Consider the following 17,866-nt stretch of genomic DNA (forward strand, 5'->3'; position numbering starts at 1 on the left):
GCCGGTGCCCCGGCCGGGGCGGCCCCGTCGACCGGTGCCCCGTCGACCGGGGCGCTCCCCTCGACCGGGCAGACCAGTTGCCGGGTCGCCGGTCGGTAGCAGCCGTCCGGGTCGGCCGGCGGTGGATCACGCGGATCCCACCAGGCGTTCGGGTTGCGGACCAGCTCGATCAGGGTCTCGCTGCTGCCGTTGAGCACGTCTTGGTCGACCGGGCCGGCGACCCCGGACACACTGCCGGTGTTGGTGTACTGCCAGACGGTCCAACTCGACCAGCCGGCCGGCAGGGTGCCGGGTGCGGCGGCGTACCGGGCGACGAAGAGCGGGTGCGCGGCGAACTTCGTGCTGCCCCCCGTGCACGGGTTCCACCAGTACTCGTTGGTGTAGATCATGGCCAGCCGGCCGGTGCGTACCCGCACCTGGTCGACGAACTCGCTGATCCAGGTGACCATCTGCGTCGGGGTGAGGCCGTAGCAGTCGTCCCCACCGAACCAGGGCCACTCGATGTCCAGCATCGGCGGCAGACCGTGACCGGTGCGGGTGTACCCGCCGACCTCCACCAGCTTGTCGGCCTGGCCCCGGGGGTCACCCTGGTCCGGCCGGCCGTACGCGTACCCTCCGAAGTGGACCCGGTGCCGGTTCGCCCCGGCCAGGTTGCCGGCGTAGTACGGGTCGGTGTAGTCGAGCCCTTCGGTGGCCTTCGCGTACGCGAAATCGGTGCCGGCGGCGGCGATCGCCGCCCAGTCGACGGCGCCCTGGTGGTTGGAGATGTCGATGCCGGTCACCGAGTAGCCGGGCGGTGCCTCGGCGAGCGGTACGACGGCGTTGGCCGGCATGCTGGCCGGCGACGCCGCAACCAGCAGCAGGCCGAGCGCGAGTGCGCCGGTCCTCCACCTCATCAGGTCTCCTCCCGGATCCGGTCCGGCTCGCCGCCCGACGGGGCGGCCAGCAGGCCCTAGGCGCCGTTACAGTACCTTCCCGGGGACTTTCAGCGGGGTCCTGCGGAATCTGCCTCGGGGCGTACCGGTGGAAATCGCCCTACCGCCACTGTGGATGGAGCGGGTCCGATGTCGAGGTTGACACGTCCGGCCGTCGCTGCGGCTGCCAGCGTGCTGCTGGTCGCCGGCTGCGCGCACGGACCCCGCACCATCGGCAGTTGGGTCGCACCGGGCCGGACGCCGGGCCAGCCGGCCGGTACCGGAGCCGGCGGCGGACCGGTCCAGCCGGTACCCACGGGTGGCGCGACCTCCGGTCCCGGCCGTGGTGCCGGCGCCGGTCCGGCGGCCCTGTGCCGGGCCGCCGCCCTGCGGCTGCGCCTCACCCTGACCGGTGGCGGCATGGGTAACCGGTACGCCAGCCTGGAGGTGTCGAACACGTCGGCGACGCCCTGTGCCGTGCAGGGCTTCGTCGACCTCACCCGGTACGACCGGTCGGGCCGTCCGCTGCCCACCCGGGTGGTCCGGGAGGGGCCCGTCCCGGCGGCGGTGACCCTGGCGCCGGGCGGTTCGGCCTGGGTGGGCATCTCGTGGACGATGATCCCGGGGGCCGGGGAGGCCAGCCCGACCGCGTGCGAGCCGCTGACCACCGCCTTCGACGTGCTGGTCCCCGGCGCAGGGCCGGCCCGCCGGGTGCCGCTGGCCGCCGGGCGGATCTGTGAGGGCGGCCGGTTGACGGTGGGGCCGCTGTCGACGCGGCGCCCGGCCCGGTCCGCTGCGGTGGGCTGATCCGGCTGATCCGGTCGGCCCGGTCCGCTGTGCCGGGCTGATCCGGTTGATCCGGTTGATCCGGTCGGCCCGGTCCGCTGCGGTGGGCTGATCCGGCTGATCCGGTCGGCTCAGTCCGCTGCGCCGGGCTGAGCCACGGTGTGCTCGCGGTGGGCGTGCCACCGCTCGCCGATCAGGCTCATCTCCTGCTGGACGAAGGCAAAGAAGTCCCGCATCTCGGTCATCCGTCGGCCGCTGACCGAGTCCGGCCCGCCGAGTGCGGCAGCACCCTCGTCGGCCAGCGCGGTGAACCGCCCGAAGAGGGCCATCTTGATGACCGTCGCCTCGTACCAGGCGTCCTCCGGCATCCCGTACCGGTCCCGACGGGAACCGGGCACCGGTTCCCGGGTGAGGATGCCGAACTGGGTGAGGTAGCGGACCGCGCCGGAGACGGCGGCGGGGCTGACCGCCAGCCGCTCACCGATCTCGGCGGCGGTCAGCGGCTCCTCGGCGCTCATCACGGTGAAGAGCACCCGGGCGGCCATCCGGGGGAAGCCGACGTCGGCGAAGGCCATCGCCATCCGCTCGACGAAGCGGCCGACCGCTTCGTCGTCACGGCGACCGGCGTCAGATCCGGGCACGTCGGGCCTCCTCACGGGTACGTCTGGCCACGTCACGGGTACGTCGGACCTCCTCACGGGTCGGTCGGACCTCCGCGCGGCCACGCTGCCTCGATCTTCGCAGATGACAGATGGTTTACAAACCACAGAGCCATCATGAGCTTCACAAATTTGTGAATCAATTGTAGCGTCAGAGTCATGGACACCTCCATCGCCGTTTCCGGCCTGGTCAAGAACTTCGGCCGGGTCCGTGCACTGGACGGACTCGACCTCACCGTGCGTACCGGTGAGGTGCACGGCTTCCTCGGCCCCAACGGGGCCGGCAAATCCACCGCCATCCGGGTGCTGCTCGGCCTGCTACGGGCCGACGCCGGCACCGCCCGTCTCCTCGGCGGTGACCCGTGGCGGGACGCGGTCGCCCTGCACCGCCGCCTGGCGTACGTGCCCGGGGACGTCACCCTCTGGCCCAACCTCTCCGGCGGTGAGGTGATCGACCTGCTCGGCCGGCTGCGCGGCGGGCTCGACCCGGCCCGCCGCGCCGAACTGCTGGACGCCTTCGAACTGGACCCACGCAAGAAGGGCCGCGCCTACTCCAAGGGCAACCGGCAGAAGGTCGGCCTGGTGGCCGCGCTCGCGTCCGACGTCGAGCTGCTCATCCTCGACGAGCCGACCTCCGGACTCGACCCGCTGATGGAGGAGGTCTTCCAGCACTGGGTACGTCAGGCCAAGCGGGAGGGCCGCACCGTGCTGCTCTCCAGCCACATCCTCGCCGAGGTGGAGGCGCTCTGCGACCGGGTCACCATCATCCGCAACGGCCGGGCGGTGGAGAGCGGCACCCTCGCCGAACTGCGCCACCTGCAACGCACCTCGGTCGACGTGGAACTCGCCGGGCCGCCCGGCCGGCTCGCCGACCTGCCCGGCGTGCACGACGTACGGGTCGACGGCAACCGGATCCGGTTCGACGTGGACACCCCGGCCCTCGACGGCGCGCTCCGGTACCTCACCGGCATCGGTGTACGCAGCCTGACCTGCCAGCCGCCCACCCTCGAACAGCTCTTCCTGCGTCACTACGAGGGAGCCGGGCGGTGAACGCGGCACTCGCCGGTACCGGTGGACTGATCCGGCTCGTCCTGCGCCGGGACCGGATCCTGCTCCCGCTCTGGGTACTGCTCCTCGCCGTCCTGCCGGCCAGCTATGCGAGCACCTTCGCCGGGCTGTACCCCACCCAGGCGGAACGGGCCGGGTACGTGGCCGGCACGGCGGCCAACCCGTCCATCGTCGCCCTGCTCGGCCCGGTCTACTCCGACAGCATCGGCGCGCTCGCCGTACAACGCTCCGGGATGCTGCTGCTGATCGTCGCCCTGATCAGTTTGCTCACCGTCATCCGGCACACCCGGACCGAGGAGGAGGCGGGCCGGCGGGAACTCCTCGGCGCCACCGCGCTCGGGCGGCACGCCGGGCTGACCGCCGCCCTGCTCGTGACGTACGCGGCGGATCTGCTCCTCGGGCTCATCGCCGCCGCCGGACTGGTCGCGGCGGACCTGCCGGTGGCCGGTGCGCTCGCCTTCGGGGCGGCACTGACCGTCTCCGGCTGGGTCTTCGCCAGCATCGGTGGTCTGGCCGCACAGCTCACCACCGGTGCCGGCGGTGCCCGGGGCATCGGTCTGGCCCTGCTCGGCCTGGCCTTCGTGCTCCGGCTCGCCGGGGACGCCGCCGAGGCGGCCGGCGGGAGCGGCTGGCTGAGCTGGCTGTCCCCGCTCGGTTGGGTGGAGCGCGTCCGTGCCTTCGCCGACGAACGCTGGTGGGTGCTGCTCCCCGGGCTCGCCCTGACGGTCCTGGCGGCTGCCCTGGCGTACCCGATCTCGGCCCGCCGTGATCTGGGTGCCGGCGTGCTGGCGCCCCGGTCCGGGCCGGCGGTGGCGGCCCCGGGGCTGGCCAGCCCGCTCGCGCTGGCCTGGCGACTGCACCGGGGTCTGCTGCTCGGCTGGGCGATCGGTGCGGCGGCCCTCGGCGCCATCCTGGGCAGCGTCGCCGACGCCGCCGGGCAGGCGGTCGGCGACAACCCCAAGCTCGCCGAGATCATGGCTCGGCTCGGCGGTACGGCGGCACTCAGCGACGCGTACCTCGCCGGGGTGATGACCATCGTCGGTCTCGCGGTCGCCGGGTACGGCATCCAGGCGGCCCTGCGGATGCGGGCCGAGGAGACGGCAGGCCGGGCGGAGCCGGTACTCGCCGCCGCAGTCGGCCGGACCCGCTGGCTCGGCGGGCACCTGCTGCTGGCCGCAGTCGGACCGGTGGTGGCGCTCGCGGTCGGCGGGGTGGCCGCCGGGCTGACCTACGGGCTGGCCACCGGCGACGTGTCCGGCCAGGTACCCCGCCTGCTCGGGGCCGCCCTGGTGCAGGTGCCCGCCGTCTGGGTGCTCACCGGGCTGGCGGTCCTGCTCTCCGGTGCGCTGCCCCGGGCCGCCGGGGCGAGCTGGGCGGGACTCGCCGGTTGCTTCCTGCTCGGCCAGCTCGGTGCGGTGCTGGAGTTGGGCCAGTGGGCGCTGGACGTGTCCCCGTTCACCCACATCCCGAGGCTGCCCGGTGGGGAGGTCATGGTGCTCCCGCTGCTCGTGCTGACCGTGGTCGCGGCGGTGTTCGCCGGGATCGGCGTGCTCGCCTTCCGCCGTCGGGACGTACCGGTCACCTGACCCGGGGCGAGAGGGGCGGGGTGGCCGGACTACTGGCCGGGCTGGCCGTTGCGGATCATGAGGGCCGACCGCAGGCCGGTGATGTCGAGTACCCGCAGCAGGAAGTGACCGACATTGGTCAGGACCAGCAGACTCTGGGCGTGACTGGCCTTCCGGCTCAGCACCACCAGGGTGCCCAGACCCTGGGAGTCGCAGAAGGTCACCCCGCCCAGGTCCAGCACGATCCGGGGTGGCGGCTCGGCCAGCAGCTCGTTGACGGCGGTGGTGAGCTGTGCGGCGGTGAGCATGTCGATCTCGCCGGCGAGGCACAGCACCGCCTCGTCGGCCGTCCGCTGCGCCGTGATGGACAGCTCGGCACGATCCACCCGGTCACCCTATCGCGACCGGCCGGAGTGGGCCTGCCGAGCGGCGGCCCGACCGTCGGCTCCGGGTCACCGGGCTCGACGGTCGGGTCGAGGCGATCGGGTCGAGGCGATCGGGTCGAGGCGATCGGGTCGAGGCGATCGGGCCGAGGCGATCGGGCCGAGGCGATCGGGTCACCGGGCGGGTGCCCGGACGTCCGCGCCGGCCCGGCCCGTGGTGCCATGTCCGTCGATACCCGGGGTGGCGTGACCGACGTGAGCCGGGTAACCACATCAGGGGTGGCTGCCGTGAAGCGCGGCGGCGCTGACAGAATGGCTGCACCGTGACCGATACGAATTCCGCTGGCGACGGCCGTTACCCGGCCGGGGCGCCGGCCTCCGAGGCTCTCTTCGACCGCGCCCGCGCCATCGTGCCGGGCGGGGTGAACTCGCCCGTGCGCGCGTTCCGCGCCGTCGGCGGTACCCCCCGGTTCATGACCCGGGGCGCCGGCCCCTGGCTCTTCGACGCCGACGACCGGCGGTACGTCGACCTGGTCTGCTCCTGGGGGCCGCTGATCCTCGGGCACGCCCACCCGGCCGTGGTCGACGCGGTCCGTACGGCCGCAGGTCTGGGTACCAGCTTCGGTGCCCCCACCCCGGGCGAGGTGGAGCTGGCTGCGGAGATCGTCGGGCGTACCCCGGTCGAGCAGGTACGCCTGGTCAACTCGGGCACCGAGGCGACCATGTCGGCGATCCGGCTGGCCCGGGGCTACACCGGCCGGAGCAAGGTGATCAAGTTCGCCGGCTGCTACCACGGTCACGTCGACGCGCTGCTCGCCGCCGCCGGTTCCGGGGTGGCCACCCTCGGCCTGCCCGACTCGCCGGGGGTCACCGGCGCGGCGGCCAGCGAGACCATCGTCCTGCCGTACAACGACGTCGCGGCCGTCGAGGCGGCCTTCGCCGCCGAGGGGCAGCACATCGCCGCCGTGATCACCGAGGCGGCGGTCGGCAACATGGGCGTGGTCGCCCCACGAGACGGGTTCAACCAGGCGCTCGCCCGGATCGCCCACGCGCACGGCGCGCTGCTGATCCTCGACGAGGTGATGACCGGGTTCCGGGTCTCCCGCTCCGGCTGGACGGGGCTCGACCCGGTCGACGCCGACCTCTACACCTACGGCAAGGTGATGGGCGGCGGGCTGCCGGCCGCCGCGTTCGGCGGGCGGACGGAGATCATGTCCCGGCTCGCCCCGGCCGGTCCGGTCTACCAGGCCGGCACCCTCTCCGGTAACCCGCTGGCCTGCGCCGCCGGGCTGGCCACCCTCCGGCTCGCCGACGAGGCGGTCTACCACCGCCTCGACGAGCTGGCGGCCGTGGTGGGGAAGCAGGCCACCGACGCGTTGGCCGCCGCCGGGGTCCCGCACCGGCTGTCGTACGCCGGGAACATGTTCTCGATCTTCTTCACCGACGCCGACGTGGCCGACTACGACAGCGCGCGTACCCAGCACGTGCCCGCGTTCAAGGCGTTCTTCCACTCGATGCTGGCCGACGGGGTGTACCTCCCGCCCAGCGCCTTCGAGTCCTGGTTCGTGTCGACGGCACTCGACGACGACGCACTGGAGCAGTACGCCAGGGCCCTGCCGGCGGCAGCGGCGGCAGCGGGGGAGGCACTGGGATGACCAGCAGGACAGTCGTGCACGTGCTGCGGCACGGTGAGGTGCACAACCCCGACAAGATCCTCTACGGCCGGCTGCCCGGGTTCCGCCTCTCCGAGCTGGGCGTACAGATGGCCAAGGCGGCGGCCCAGGGCCTCGCCGACCGGGACGTCGCCCACGTGGTGGCCAGTCCGCTGGAACGGGCCCAGCAGACCGCCGAGCCGATCGCCGCGCAGTTCGGCCTCCCGGTCGGGGTCGACGACCGGCTGATCGAGAGCGCCAACTGGTTCGAGGGCAAGCGGGTCTCCCCGGGCGACGGGTCGTTCCGCGACCCGCGCAACTGGTGGGTGCTGCGCGACCCGGTCACCCCCTCCTGGGGCGAGGCGTACCAGGCGATCGCCGAGCGGATGTTCGCCGCCGTCGAGTCGGCCCGGCTCGCCGCCGAGGGGCGCGAGGCGGTCTGCGTCTCGCACCAGCTCCCCATCTGGACCCTGCGCCGGTACGTCGAACGCAAACGGCTCTGGCACGACCCGCGTAAACGGCAGTGCGGGCTGGCCAGCCTCACCTCGTTCCACTTCGAGGGCACCAAGGTGGTCGGGATCGGCTACTCCGAGCCGGCCGCCCACCTGGTCGCCATGTCACCGACAGCGCGGACGGCCAAGGGGGCCTGATGACTCTCCGCAGGTGCCTCGCGGTTCTGTTCGCCACCGTCGCCACGGTGGCGCTGGCCGGTTGCACCGGCGGGAGCCGGGAGGCCGAGTGCACCACCCGGGACGGCATCGTCGAATGCGCCCCGGACCAGCGCTCGGCCGCCCCCAAGGTCGTCGGTGAACTGCTCGACGGGAGCAGCTACGACCTGGCCCGGGAACGCGGCCAGGTGGTCGTGGTCAACTTCTGGGGCTCGTGGTGCGCGCCCTGCCGTGCCGAAGCCGACGACCTGGAGGCCACCTACCAGGCCACCAAGGGCAGCGGCGTGACCTTCCTCGGCATCAACACGCAGGACAGCCGGGACAAGGCGAAGGCGTTCGAGCGGGGCCGGGTGACGTACCCCAGCCTCTTCGACCCGCCCGCCCGGACGGCGCTCGCCTTCGACATTCCGCCGAACACCATCCCGGCCACCATCGTGCTGGACCGGGACGGCTTCATCGCGGTGGTGATCCGGGCGGCGGTCAAGCAGGAGGCCCTCCAGCCGATCGTCGAGCGGATCGCCGCCGAGCAGTCCGCGCCCAACGGGTCCCGCTGATGGGCGAGACCTTCCGCCAGCTCGCCCAGGGCGGGCCGCTGCTGCTGGCGATCGGCGCGGCGGCCCTCGCCGGGCTGGTGAGCTTCCTCTCCCCGTGCGTCCTGCCGCTGGTGCCGGGCTACCTGTCGTACGTCACCGGACTGGCCGGCGCCGACCTCGACGCCCGAGGTGCAGGCAAGGGCCCCCCGTCGACGGACGGGCCCCCGCTCGACACCCCGGGCGGGACGGCGACCCTCACCCGGACCCGCAGCGCCGCCGCCGTCAAGGGGCGGGTACTCGCCGGCACCCTGCTCTTCATCGCCGGGTTCACCGTGGTCTTCACCCTCACCGCGATCCTCTTCGCGGGTGTCGGCAAGGTGCTGCTCACCTACGACCGGGTGCTGGAGGTCGGCGTCGGCGTCCTGGTCATCGTGCTCGGGCTGGCCTTCCTCGGGCTGGTCCCCGGCATGCAGCGGGAGTTCCGCATCCACCGGCTGCCGGCGGCCGGGCTGCTCGGCGCCCCGGTCTTCGGCGCGGTCTTCGCGTTGAGCTGGGTGCCGTGCGTCGGTCCGACGCTGGGCGCGGTGATCGGGATGGCCACCGTCGGCGGGCAGACCGACCGGGCGGTGATCCTCGCCGTGGCGTACTGCCTGGGGCTCGGGTTGCCCTTCGTCGTCTTCGGGTTGGCCTTCCAACGCCTGCTCGGGGTGTTCCGGGCGATCCGCCGCAACAGCCGCTGGGTCACCCGGCTCGGCGGCGCACTGCTCATCCTGATCGGCCTGGCCCTGGTCACCGGCGGTTGGCAGAGTTTCGTCATCTGGTTGCAGACGACGTTCGGCGTGGGCGAGGTGAGCATCTGATGACGGCCGTCGACGATCCGGTGCAGGCGCCACCCCAGCCGCCGCGCCGCCGCCCCAACCCGCTGCTGGCCCTGCTGCGCAACTCGTGGCGGCAGCTCACCAGCATGCGTACCGCGTTGATCCTGCTCTTCCTGCTCGCGGTCGCCGCCATCCCCGGCTCGGTGCTGCCGCAGCGCGGGGTCAACCCGGAGGACGTCAACGGGTACTTCCGGGAGAATCCCGAACTCGCCCCGGTACTCGACCGGATCGGCGCGTTCGAGGTCTTCGGCTCGGTCTGGTTCTCCGCGATCTACCTGCTCCTGTTCACCTCCCTGGTCGGCTGCATCGTGCCGCGCCTGCGGGACCACGTCCGCGCGCTGCGGGCGGTACCCCCGGCGGCGCCGAAGCGGATGGACCGGCTCCCGCAGCACGCGCTGCTCACCGTGCCCGACGCGGACGCCGCGACCATCGCCGCCGTGCTGCGCGGGCGCCGCTGGCGGGTCCGGGTCTCCGGCAACGAGGTCTCCGCCGAGAAGGGGTACCTGAAGGAGACCGGCAACCTGCTGTTCCACTTCTCGCTGATCGCCGTCCTGGTCGGGGTGGCGCTCGGTTCGTGGTACGGCTGGCACGGCAACCGGCTGCTGGTGGCCGGGGCGGAGAACGCGTTCTGCAACAACCGGCAGCAGTTCAGTGAGGCCCGGCTCGGGCCGCAGGTCGACGAGGCCGACCTGCCCCGGTTCTGCCTGACCCTCACCGACTTCCAGGCCCGGTTCCTGCCCAGCGGGCAGCCGGAGTACTACAACGCCAAGGTCGACGTCGAGGAGTTCGGCCGGGCGGCCCGGTCGGCAGAATTCTCGGTGAACTCGCCCCTGCGGCTCGACGGCGCGAACGTCTACCTGCTCGGCCACGGGTACGCCCCGATCATCCGGTACACCGACCGTTTCGGGCAGTCGCAGACCGCCCCCGTGCCGTTCCTCACCAAGGACGGCATGCTGACCAGCGAGGGGATCGCGGCCTTCCCGGACGCCAACGTCGACCCGGCCACCGGGGAGCGGAAGCCGGACCTCCAGGTCGCCTTCGAGGGGCTGTACCTGCCGACCGCACCGGACGCGCCGCCGTTCACCCGGTCCGAGCATCCGGACGAGCGCAACCCGGCGGTGCTGCTCATCGCGTACCGGGGCAACCTCGGACTGGACGCCGGCATCCCCGGCTCGGTCTACGAACTCGACCAGCGTCAGGTGCGCAACGGGCAGCTCAAGCAGGTCGGCGAGGGGAAGCTGCTGAAGCTCGGCGAAAAGTGGACCCTGGACGACGGTACGACGGTGGAGTTCCTCGGCACCGAGCCGTACATCACGCTCTCCGTCCGGTACGACCCCGGCTCGACGATGATGCTGGTGAGCTGTGCGGTACTGCTGATCGGCCTGATGGGTTCGCTCTTCGGCCGGCGGCGCCGGGTCTGGTTCCGGGTACTTCCGGCCGGGACGACCGGCGGTCCGTCCGGTGCCGGTGGGCTGCCGGCCGACCCGCCGGCAGCTTCCACGACGGGCGGTAGTAGCTTGGTGGAGGCTGGTGGCCTGCCCCGCACCGAGTACCCCGGGTTCGCTGCCGAGTTCGCCGAACTGGTGACCGAGGTCGAGGGCCGGCAGGGGCCGGGCGACGCGGGTGACCGGGCCGAAGAGGCAGAAGGGGCCGACTGATGTCCGCACTCTCCGATCAGCTGGTGACGTTCGCGATCCTCGCGTACCTGGTCGCCATGATCAGCCACGCGGTCGAGTACGCGCTCGGCAACGGCCGGGCCACGCGGCCCCGGACGGTCGCCGCCCCCGCCCGGGAACTCGCCACCGTCGGGGCCGGCTCCGGCGCCGGGACCGGCCCGTCCGACGTGGGCCCGGCGGTGGCCACCGGGGCGGCCGGTGACGTCCGGCGTGACCCGGGCCGGCTGGCCGGGCTGATCGGCGTCGGCCTCACCGCGCTCGCCGCGCTGCTGCACCTCGGCGCGCTGGTCACCCGGGGCGTAGCCGCCGACCGGATGCCCTGGGGCAACATGTACGAGTACGTGTTGACAGTGTCGTTCATCGGCGTCGCCGCCTGGTTGGCGGTACTGGCGAAGCGACCGGCGCTGCGGCACCTCGGGCTCTTCCTCACCCTGGTGATGGTGCTGCTGCTCGCCTTCGCCGAGATGGTGCTCTACGTCGAGATCACCCCGCTGATCCCGGCCCTCAACTCGTACTGGTTCGTCATCCACGTGTCGACCGTCGTGTTCAGCTCCGGCATCTTCCTGCTCGGTTTCGTACCGGCGGTGATGTACCTGATGCGCAACGGCTACGAGTCGGGGCGGCGCGGCTTCCCGTACGACCTGGCCCGGCGGGTACCGAAGGCGGCCACCCTGGAGCGGCTGACCTTCGGGCTGCACGCCTTCGCCTTCCCGGTCTTCACCTTCGCGGTGATCGCCGGGGCCATCTGGGCCGAGGCCGCCTGGGGCCGCCCGTGGGGCTGGGACCCGAAGGAGACCTGGTCGTTCATCTCCTGGGTGATCTACGCCGGTTACCTGCACGCCCGGGCCACCCCGAGCGTGAAGCGCAACGTGGCGGTCTGGATCGCCGTGCTCGGGTTCGCCACCATGCTGATGAACCTCTTCGGCGTGAACATCTTCTTCGAGGGCCTGCACTCGTACGGCGGCCTGGACTAGGTCGCGTTTCACAAGGGCGGTCGATTCGGCCACGGCCGGGTGCCTGCTACCGGGTGGTGTCGTCCTCGGCGGGCGCTCGCCGGGTGGCTGCTACCGGGTGGTGTCGTCCTCGGGAGGCGTGGCCGGGTTCCTGCTACCGGGGTCGGGTCCGTGACCCGGTCCGTGGCCGTCACTCGCGGTTCCGTGACCGCCACTCGCGGGCCAGGACGGCGAAGACGAGCTGGTCGGCCCACTCCCCCCGGAACAGGTAACTCGCGACGTGGTGCGCCTCCTGGCGCATGCCCAGCCGGGTCATCAGGCGGGCGGAAGCCTCGTTGCGGCCGTGACACCGGCCGTAGACCCGGTGCAGCCCGAACTCGTCGAACCCCCAGTCCAGCAGCGCCGTGGCGGCCTCCGTGGCCAACCCGCGACCGCCGTGCTCCGGGTGGAAGACGTACCCGAGTTCGGCCGTCCGGTCGGCCCGGCTGCGCCACACCAGTTCCACGGTCCCGATCACCCCGGTCCCGGTGACCACGGCCAGTGTCAGGCAGTCACCCTCCGCGCGCAGCGCGTCCTCACCCGCCATGGCAGCCACCGACGCCCGCGACTGCTCCCGGGTACGCGGTCCGCCGCCGAGCATCCAGCGCATGACGTCGGGGCGGCGCTGGTACGCGTACACGTCGTCGAGGTCGTCCGTCGTGACCGGGCGCAGGGTGAGCCGGGCGGTACGGATCGGGTACGTCGGCTGGAACATCACGCGATCGTAGGGGAGCCGGCCCGTCCTGGTGCGGACGCGCGGAAGTCGGTGCAGGTCAGGCGCCGCGAGGTGTTAACAAGGGGCCCTTCCTCTACCGAAAGCGTTAACCGGGGGCCCTTCCTTACTGCCCTGGGGGGTGCGGGAGACTGGCAGCATGGCAGCTCGTGGCTTCCCGTACACCGACCTGAAGGACTTCCTGGCGGCGCTGGAGCGCGCCGGTGAGTTGAAGCGCGTCAGCGTGCCGGTGGACCCGACGCTGGAGATCAGCGAGGTCGTCACCCGGACGGTACGGGCGGGCGGACCCGCGCTGCTCTTCGAGCGCCCGACCCGGGGTGAGATGCCGGTGGCGATCAACCTGTTCGGCACCGAACGCCGGATGGCGATGGCACTCGGTGTGGACTCGTTGGACGAGATCGGGGCCCGGATCGGCGCCCTGATCAAGCCGGAACTGCCGGTCGGCTGGTCCGGCATCCGCGAGGGTCTCGGCAAGGTCATGCAGCTCAAGTCGGTACCGCCCCGCAAGGTGAAGACCGCGCCCTGCCAGCAGGTGGTGTACAAGGGTGCCGACGTCGACCTGAACCGGCTGCCCGGGTTGCGGGTGTGGCCGGGGGACGGCGGGATCTTCCACAACTACGGGCTGACCCACACCCGGCACCCGGAGACCGGCAAACGCAACCTGGGCCTCTACCGGCTCCAGCAGCACTCGCACAACACGCTCGGCATGCACTGGCAGATCCACAAGGACTCCACCGCCCACCACGCGGTCGCGGAACGGCGGGGCGAACGGCTGCCGGTGGCGGTGGCGATCGGCTGCGACCCGGTCGTCAGCTACGCGGCCAGCGCACCGTTGCCCAGTGACATCGACGAATATCTTTTCGCCGGGTTCCTGCGGGGCGAGCGGGTGGAGATGGTGGACTGTCTCACCGTCCCGCTCCAGGTGCCGGCGCACGCCCAGATCGTGCTGGAGGGCTACCTGGAGCCCGGGGAACGGCTGCCCGAGGGGCCGTTCGGCGACCACACCGGCTTCTACACCCCGGTCGAGCCGTTCCCGGTGCTGCACATCGAGTGCATGACCATGCAGCGGGACCCGCTGTACCACTCGATCATCACGTCCAAGCCGCCACAGGAGGACCACGGGCTCGGCAAGGCCACCGAACGCATCTTCCAGCCCCTGCTCAAGCTGCTGATCCCGGACATCGTCGACTACGACCTGCCGGCCGCCGGGGTGTTCCACAACTGCGCGATCGTGTCGATCCGCAAGCGCTACCCGAAGCACGCGCAGAAGGTGATGAACGCCATCTGGGGCGCCCACCTGATGTCGCTGACCAAGCTGATCGTGATCGTCGATGAGGACTGCGACGTGCACGACTACAACGAGGTGGCCTTCCGGGCCTTCGGCAACGTCGACTACTCCCGGGACCTGCTGCTCACCGAAGGGCCGGTCGACCACCTCGACCACGCCTCGTACCAGCAGTTCTGGGGCGGCAAGGTGGGCATCGACGCGACCCGCAAGCTGCCCACCGAGGGGTACACCCGGGGCTGGCCGGAGGAGATGACCATGTCGCCGGAGGTCACCGCCCTGGTCGACAAGCGCTGGAAGGAGTACGGCATCCAGTGACCGCCGTTGCAGAGCAGCCCGGCCGGGTCAAGGCGTTCCTGCGGCTGGTCGCGATCGAGCACTCGGTCTTCGCGCTGCCGTTCGCGTACCTCTCCGCGCTCACCGCGATGCAGGTCCACGGCGGGCGGGTCCGCTGGCTGGACCTGCTGCTGATCACCGTCGCCATGGTGGGTGCCCGGACCTTCGCGATGGCCGCCAACCGGATCATCGACCGGCGGATCGACGCCCGGAACCCGCGTACCGCCGGACGGGAACTGGTCACCGGCGCGGTCAGCGTGCGGACGGCCTGGACCGGCGCGGTGGTCGCCCTGGTCGTCTTCCTCGGCGCCGCCGCCCTGCTCAACCCGCTCTGCCTGGCCCTGGCGCCGCTCGCCGTGGTGCCGCTGGTCGTCTACCCGTACGGCAAGCGGTTCACCGACTGGCCGCACCTGATCCTCGCCGTGGCCCAGGCGGTCGGCCCGGTCGGCGCCTGGCTCGCGGTGACCGGCACGTTCGCCGGATCGTGGCCGGCCTGGCTGCTCGGCATCGCGGTGGGCCTCTGGATCGGCGGCTTCGACCTGATCTACGCCTGCCAGGACGCCGAGGTGGACCGGGAGATCGGGGTACGCAGCGTGCCGTCCCGGTACGGGCTGGCCTTCGCCCTGCACGTCTCGACCGTGGTGCACGTGGTGACCTTCGTGCTCTTCGTGTGGTTCGGCGCGCTGGTCGGGTTCGGCTGGCCGTTCTGGATCGGTCTGGTGCTGACCGCGCTCGCCTTCGGGTACCAGCACGTGGTGGTCAGCCCGACGGACCTGTCCCGGGTGAACCGGGCGTTCTTCACCGCGAACGGTTTCGTCGGGATCGCGCTCTTCGTCTTCGCGCTGGTCGACCTGGTGTTCCGGCTCGGTCTGCGCGGCTGACCGGACCGGTCACGGCGGTGGGACCGGGAGGGCGGTCGGGTACCGGGCGCTCTCCACGGACCAGTCGATGGTGCCCCGGACCGCGTCGGCCACCCCGTCGAGATGCGCGCGTACGGCCCCGTCCAGCCCCGGACCGAACGACGGCACCGCAGCGCGCAGGTCCACGAACTGACGCATCCGCGCCTCCCACCGCCGGACCACCAGGTCCACCGCCCCGTGCAGCGGTACCCGGTGTTCCCGGGCCATCGCGAGCACCAGGTTGTGCCCGCCGTCCGCAGCCCGGTCCCGGTCCAGCGAGACCAGGTCGTTGAACCAGGAGAGCAGGTCGTTGCCGGCGGTCCCGACCGCCCGTAGCGCCGGATGGTGGTACACCGCGTCCGGCAGAGGCCGTCCGGTGGTGAACTCGACCAGCGGGTACGACACGTAGGCGGCCGAGGTGGCCCGGCGCAGTTCGACGTACTCCTCGACGCCCGGTTCCCGCCCGGCGGTCCGGTTGCCGATCTCGGTCAGCGCGCCGGCCAGGTGGTCGTCCACCGCGTCGGCGAACCTGGTCCGCCAGTACGCCGGCATCCGCCGCTTCGGCTCCCGCCAGGCGGCCACCAGCAACTGCCGCAGTGGCCCGTCGAACGCGCTGTTCCGGTTGCACGGGCCGGGACGCAGGATCTCCCGGGCGCCGCTGCGGAGCTGCCGCAGCCACCGGACGCCGGACCGGACCGGAGTCGCCTCACAGGCGTCGTCCACCAGGAAGAACCAGGTGAAAAGGGCGGTGACGGTACGCAGGTCGGCGGGAGTGGCGGTCGGATGGAGCCGACCCGCGTAGCGGGCGAAGCCGGCAGCGGTGAGGCGGTCCCGGGCCGCCGCGTCCAGGGGCAGGCCGAACCGGTCCAGCCAGCCACACCACCACCGGTGCACGTCTTCGGTGTGCGGTGAGATCCGGGGCGGGATGGGACAGGCCGCGCGGAGCGACCATGCCGCCTCACCGGTCAACGGAGCCTCCCTCGCCCGGCCGATCGACCGGGCCGCCGGTGGCCGGTCGCTCCTACGATGCCGTCCGTCGACGCGGCCCGCACCCCCGGGGGCGGCTCCGCCGGTGACCGGGCACCCTGGAGTCGGGGGTGCCGGCCCGGCACCGGCCGCGACCAGGCACGCTAGACGGCATGCGCGAGCCGTGGGTGGTCGGGGTTTCAGGAGCATCGGGTACGCCGTACGCGGCGGCGGTGATCAGAGGACTGCTGGATGCGGGTGCCGCCGTGGACCTGGTGGTGTCCCGGGCCGCCCGGTTGACGATCCTGGACGAGACCGGGCGGCCGTTCCGGGACGCGCACTGGGCCGGTGACCTGGCCGGCTGGTTGGGGCGGGACCTCGACGGGGCGGACGTCCGGTACTGGCCCGCCGGTGACCTGGCGGCCGGGCCGAGCAGCGGGTCGTACCGGGTGCGGGGGATGGCGGTCGTGCCGGCGAGTACGGCGGCCTGCGCCGGGATCGCGATCGGCCTCTCCAAGGACCTGCTGCAACGGTCGGCGGAGGTCAACCTGAAGGAGCGGCGGCCGGTGGTGGTGGTACCGCGCGAGACGCCGGTCACCCGCAGCCACCTGGAGCACCTCATCGCGTTGCACGACGCCGGTGCGGTGGTGCTCCCCGCGAGCCCCGGGTTCTACGGTGCCGGGGCGGCGGCTTCGGCGCAGCAACTGGTCGACTTCGTCGCCGGCAAGGTGCTCGACGCGCTGGGCGTGGAGCACACGCTCTTCCGGCGGTGGTCGGGGGAACTGGCTGCCGACCGTGGCTGAGGTCGGCGGCGCCGATGGTGGCGCCCGGCCTTCCGGCCGTTGGTCGGTCCCGGACTGGCGGTGACCGACCCGTCGTTGCCGGGTGGCGTCAGTAGAGTCCGGCGTTGGCCGGGCCGGGGCCGCCTGCCGGAGCCGGGCCGGCGTTACGCGGCCGGTTGGCCACGTCCTCCGACTCGTCCAGCATGCCCTCGCCTTCCAGCAGTGCGCGCACTTCCGATTCCCGGAACCGGCGGTGCCCGCCGGGGGTCCGGATGCTGCCGATCCGACCGGCTGCGGCCCACCTCGTCACGGTCTTTGGATCGACGCGGAACAACGCGGCCACCTCACCTGGCGTCAGCAGACGATCTCCAGTGTCCACAGCCCCCTCCTCGCGTCGACGAAGCCCTCGGCTGATCACACCCCCCGGCCGGTGTGAACCCAGAGCCGTCGTGAGGGACGTACGGCAATTACAACACCGGCAGTAGGCCGTGTCCGGCAAACGCGAAAAACGCACTGAGTGGGAAGTTAGTAGACTCGATCCCCCGCCTTCTGTGGTGACGAAGCGACTACCCTTTGTGATGTGCAACTGCTGTGGCCCGTCCCGCGTTACGCCTGCCGGGGCACTAGGGTCTCTAATCTGTGGACGCCATCGACCTGAGTCTCGTCGAACTGCTGCGCGGCAACGCCCGGCTCTCCTACGCCGAGCTGGCGCGGCAGGTCGGTCTCTCCGCGCCCGCCGTGCACGAGCGGGTCGGCAAACTGGAGGCCAGCGGGGTCATCCGCGCCTACCGGGCCGAGGTGCAGCCGGAAGCGATCGGGCTCGCGGTCACCGCGTTGATCGGCATCGTGCAGGACTCCGGGGGCGACACCGAGGACGTCCTGGAGGCGTTCCGGCAGATGCCGGAGATCGAGTCCTGCTACTTCATGGCCGGGGTCGAGTCGTTCCTGCTCAAGGCCAGGGTCAGCACCATCGCCGAGCTGGAGCAGCTGATCGTCCGGCTGAACCGGACCGCCGGCGTGGCCTCCACCCGGACCACCGTCGCCCTCTCCACCAAGTGGGAGAACCGTCCCCAGCCGGCCACCCCGCCGCC

Annotated in this window: 19 protein-coding genes; 13 read left to right on the forward strand and 6 right to left on the reverse strand. The window is 72.2% G+C overall.

What is annotated here, in order from left to right; genetic code table 11:
• A partial coding sequence (locus GSF22_RS16455) for a GH25 family lysozyme (protein WP_280116884.1) occupies positions 1 to 896 on the reverse strand: 896 nt, incomplete at its 3' end.
• A 168-nt stretch (positions 897 to 1,064) separates the two neighbouring features.
• Here GSF22_RS16455 and GSF22_RS16460 point away from each other — a divergent pair.
• On the forward strand, positions 1,065 to 1,721 hold the full coding sequence (locus GSF22_RS16460) for a DUF4232 domain-containing protein (RefSeq protein WP_208814467.1): 657 nt from the start codon (positions 1,065 to 1,067) through the stop codon (positions 1,719 to 1,721).
• A gap of 110 nt (positions 1,722 to 1,831) precedes the next feature.
• Here GSF22_RS16460 and GSF22_RS16465 read toward each other — a convergent pair whose 3' ends face one another.
• On the reverse strand, positions 1,832 to 2,341 hold the full coding sequence (locus GSF22_RS16465; RefSeq protein WP_307804050.1) for a GbsR/MarR family transcriptional regulator: 510 nt from the start codon (positions 2,339 to 2,341) through the stop codon (positions 1,832 to 1,834).
• Positions 2,342 to 2,518: 177 nt separating this feature from the next.
• On the opposite strand from GSF22_RS16465, the gene GSF22_RS16470 reads away from it, so the two are divergent.
• Together GSF22_RS16470 and GSF22_RS16475 are read left to right on the forward strand one after the other, a co-directional pair.
• Positions 2,519 to 3,409, forward strand: a complete 891-nt coding sequence (locus tag GSF22_RS16470) for an ABC transporter ATP-binding protein (RefSeq protein WP_208814468.1) — start codon at positions 2,519 to 2,521, stop codon at positions 3,407 to 3,409.
• Entirely contained in the window at positions 3,406 to 5,013 is a 1,608-nt protein-coding gene (locus GSF22_RS16475; RefSeq protein ID WP_208814469.1) for an ABC transporter permease, read from the forward strand. The genes GSF22_RS16470 and GSF22_RS16475 overlap by 4 nt, the downstream gene beginning before the upstream one ends.
• A gap of 29 nt (positions 5,014 to 5,042) precedes the next feature.
• Here GSF22_RS16475 and GSF22_RS16480 read toward each other — a convergent pair whose 3' ends face one another.
• Positions 5,043 to 5,378 (reverse strand): STAS domain-containing protein, encoded by a 336-nt coding sequence (locus tag GSF22_RS16480; protein ID WP_208814470.1) that lies wholly within the window; start codon positions 5,376 to 5,378, stop codon positions 5,043 to 5,045.
• A gap of 320 nt (positions 5,379 to 5,698) precedes the next feature.
• Between GSF22_RS16480 and hemL the strand changes: the two genes are divergently transcribed.
• From hemL to ccsB, 6 genes are read left to right on the forward strand one after another with little or no spacing between them, the layout of a single operon-like run.
• A complete protein-coding gene (gene hemL, locus GSF22_RS16485) occupies positions 5,699 to 7,030 on the forward strand; it encodes a glutamate-1-semialdehyde 2,1-aminomutase (protein ID WP_208814471.1) in 1,332 nt (443 codons plus the stop codon).
• Positions 7,027 to 7,677 (forward strand): histidine phosphatase family protein, encoded by a 651-nt coding sequence (locus GSF22_RS16490; RefSeq protein WP_208814472.1) that lies wholly within the window; start codon positions 7,027 to 7,029, stop codon positions 7,675 to 7,677. The genes hemL and GSF22_RS16490 overlap by 4 nt, the downstream gene beginning before the upstream one ends.
• Positions 7,677 to 8,249 carry a TlpA family protein disulfide reductase gene (locus GSF22_RS16495; RefSeq protein WP_208814473.1) on the forward strand — a complete coding sequence of 191 codons (573 nt, stop codon included), beginning with the start codon at positions 7,677 to 7,679 and terminating at the stop codon, positions 8,247 to 8,249. The genes GSF22_RS16490 and GSF22_RS16495 overlap by 1 nt, the downstream gene beginning before the upstream one ends.
• Positions 8,249 to 9,088, forward strand: coding sequence for a cytochrome c biogenesis CcdA family protein (locus GSF22_RS16500; RefSeq protein WP_208814474.1), 840 nt, complete (start codon positions 8,249 to 8,251; stop codon positions 9,086 to 9,088). The genes GSF22_RS16495 and GSF22_RS16500 overlap by 1 nt, the downstream gene beginning before the upstream one ends.
• Positions 9,088 to 10,764 carry a cytochrome c biogenesis protein ResB gene (gene resB / locus GSF22_RS16505; protein WP_208814475.1) on the forward strand — a complete coding sequence of 559 codons (1,677 nt, stop codon included), beginning with the start codon at positions 9,088 to 9,090 and terminating at the stop codon, positions 10,762 to 10,764. The genes GSF22_RS16500 and resB overlap by 1 nt, the downstream gene beginning before the upstream one ends.
• Positions 10,764 to 11,756: a c-type cytochrome biogenesis protein CcsB gene (gene ccsB, locus GSF22_RS16510; RefSeq protein WP_208814476.1), complete on the forward strand. Its 993-nt coding sequence runs from the start codon at positions 10,764 to 10,766 to the stop codon at positions 11,754 to 11,756. Before resB ends, ccsB begins: the two co-directional genes overlap by 1 nt.
• Before the next feature lie 169 nt (positions 11,757 to 11,925).
• On the opposite strand, the gene GSF22_RS16515 is transcribed toward ccsB, so the two are convergent.
• Complete coding sequence (locus GSF22_RS16515; RefSeq protein ID WP_208814477.1) at positions 11,926 to 12,489, reverse strand: GNAT family N-acetyltransferase; 564 nt, start codon at positions 12,487 to 12,489, stop codon at positions 11,926 to 11,928.
• A gap of 157 nt (positions 12,490 to 12,646) precedes the next feature.
• Between GSF22_RS16515 and GSF22_RS16520 the strand changes: the two genes are divergently transcribed.
• Positions 12,647 to 14,110 carry a menaquinone biosynthesis decarboxylase gene (locus GSF22_RS16520; protein ID WP_208814478.1) on the forward strand — a complete coding sequence of 488 codons (1,464 nt, stop codon included), beginning with the start codon at positions 12,647 to 12,649 and terminating at the stop codon, positions 14,108 to 14,110.
• Positions 14,107 to 15,009 (forward strand): menaquinone biosynthesis prenyltransferase MqnP, encoded by a 903-nt coding sequence (gene mqnP, locus GSF22_RS16525; protein ID WP_208814479.1) that lies wholly within the window; start codon positions 14,107 to 14,109, stop codon positions 15,007 to 15,009. The genes GSF22_RS16520 and mqnP overlap by 4 nt, the downstream gene beginning before the upstream one ends.
• Positions 15,010 to 15,018: 9 nt before the next feature.
• Here the strand turns inward: mqnP and GSF22_RS16530 are convergent, their stop codons facing one another.
• The gene (locus tag GSF22_RS16530) at positions 15,019 to 15,996 is read right to left on the reverse strand and encodes a terpene synthase family protein (RefSeq protein WP_208814480.1); all 978 of its coding nucleotides are present in this window, start codon (positions 15,994 to 15,996) and stop codon (positions 15,019 to 15,021) included.
• Positions 15,997 to 16,166: 170 nt separating this feature from the next.
• Between GSF22_RS16530 and GSF22_RS16535 the strand changes: the two genes are divergently transcribed.
• Positions 16,167 to 16,796, forward strand: coding sequence for a UbiX family flavin prenyltransferase (locus tag GSF22_RS16535; RefSeq protein WP_208814481.1), 630 nt, complete (start codon positions 16,167 to 16,169; stop codon positions 16,794 to 16,796).
• Positions 16,797 to 16,884: 88 nt separating this feature from the next.
• On the opposite strand, the gene GSF22_RS16540 is transcribed toward GSF22_RS16535, so the two are convergent.
• A complete protein-coding gene (locus tag GSF22_RS16540; RefSeq protein ID WP_208814482.1) occupies positions 16,885 to 17,154 on the reverse strand; it encodes a BldC family transcriptional regulator in 270 nt (89 codons plus the stop codon).
• Between the two features lie 260 nt (positions 17,155 to 17,414).
• Between GSF22_RS16540 and GSF22_RS16545 the strand changes: the two genes are divergently transcribed.
• The coding region (locus GSF22_RS16545) for an Lrp/AsnC family transcriptional regulator (RefSeq protein WP_208814483.1) at positions 17,415 to 17,866 on the forward strand (452 nt) is incomplete at its 3' end.

It is taken from the genome of Micromonospora echinofusca (assembly GCF_017614955.1).
Taxonomy (GTDB): Bacteria; Actinomycetota; Actinomycetes; order Mycobacteriales; family Micromonosporaceae; genus Micromonospora; species Micromonospora echinofusca_A.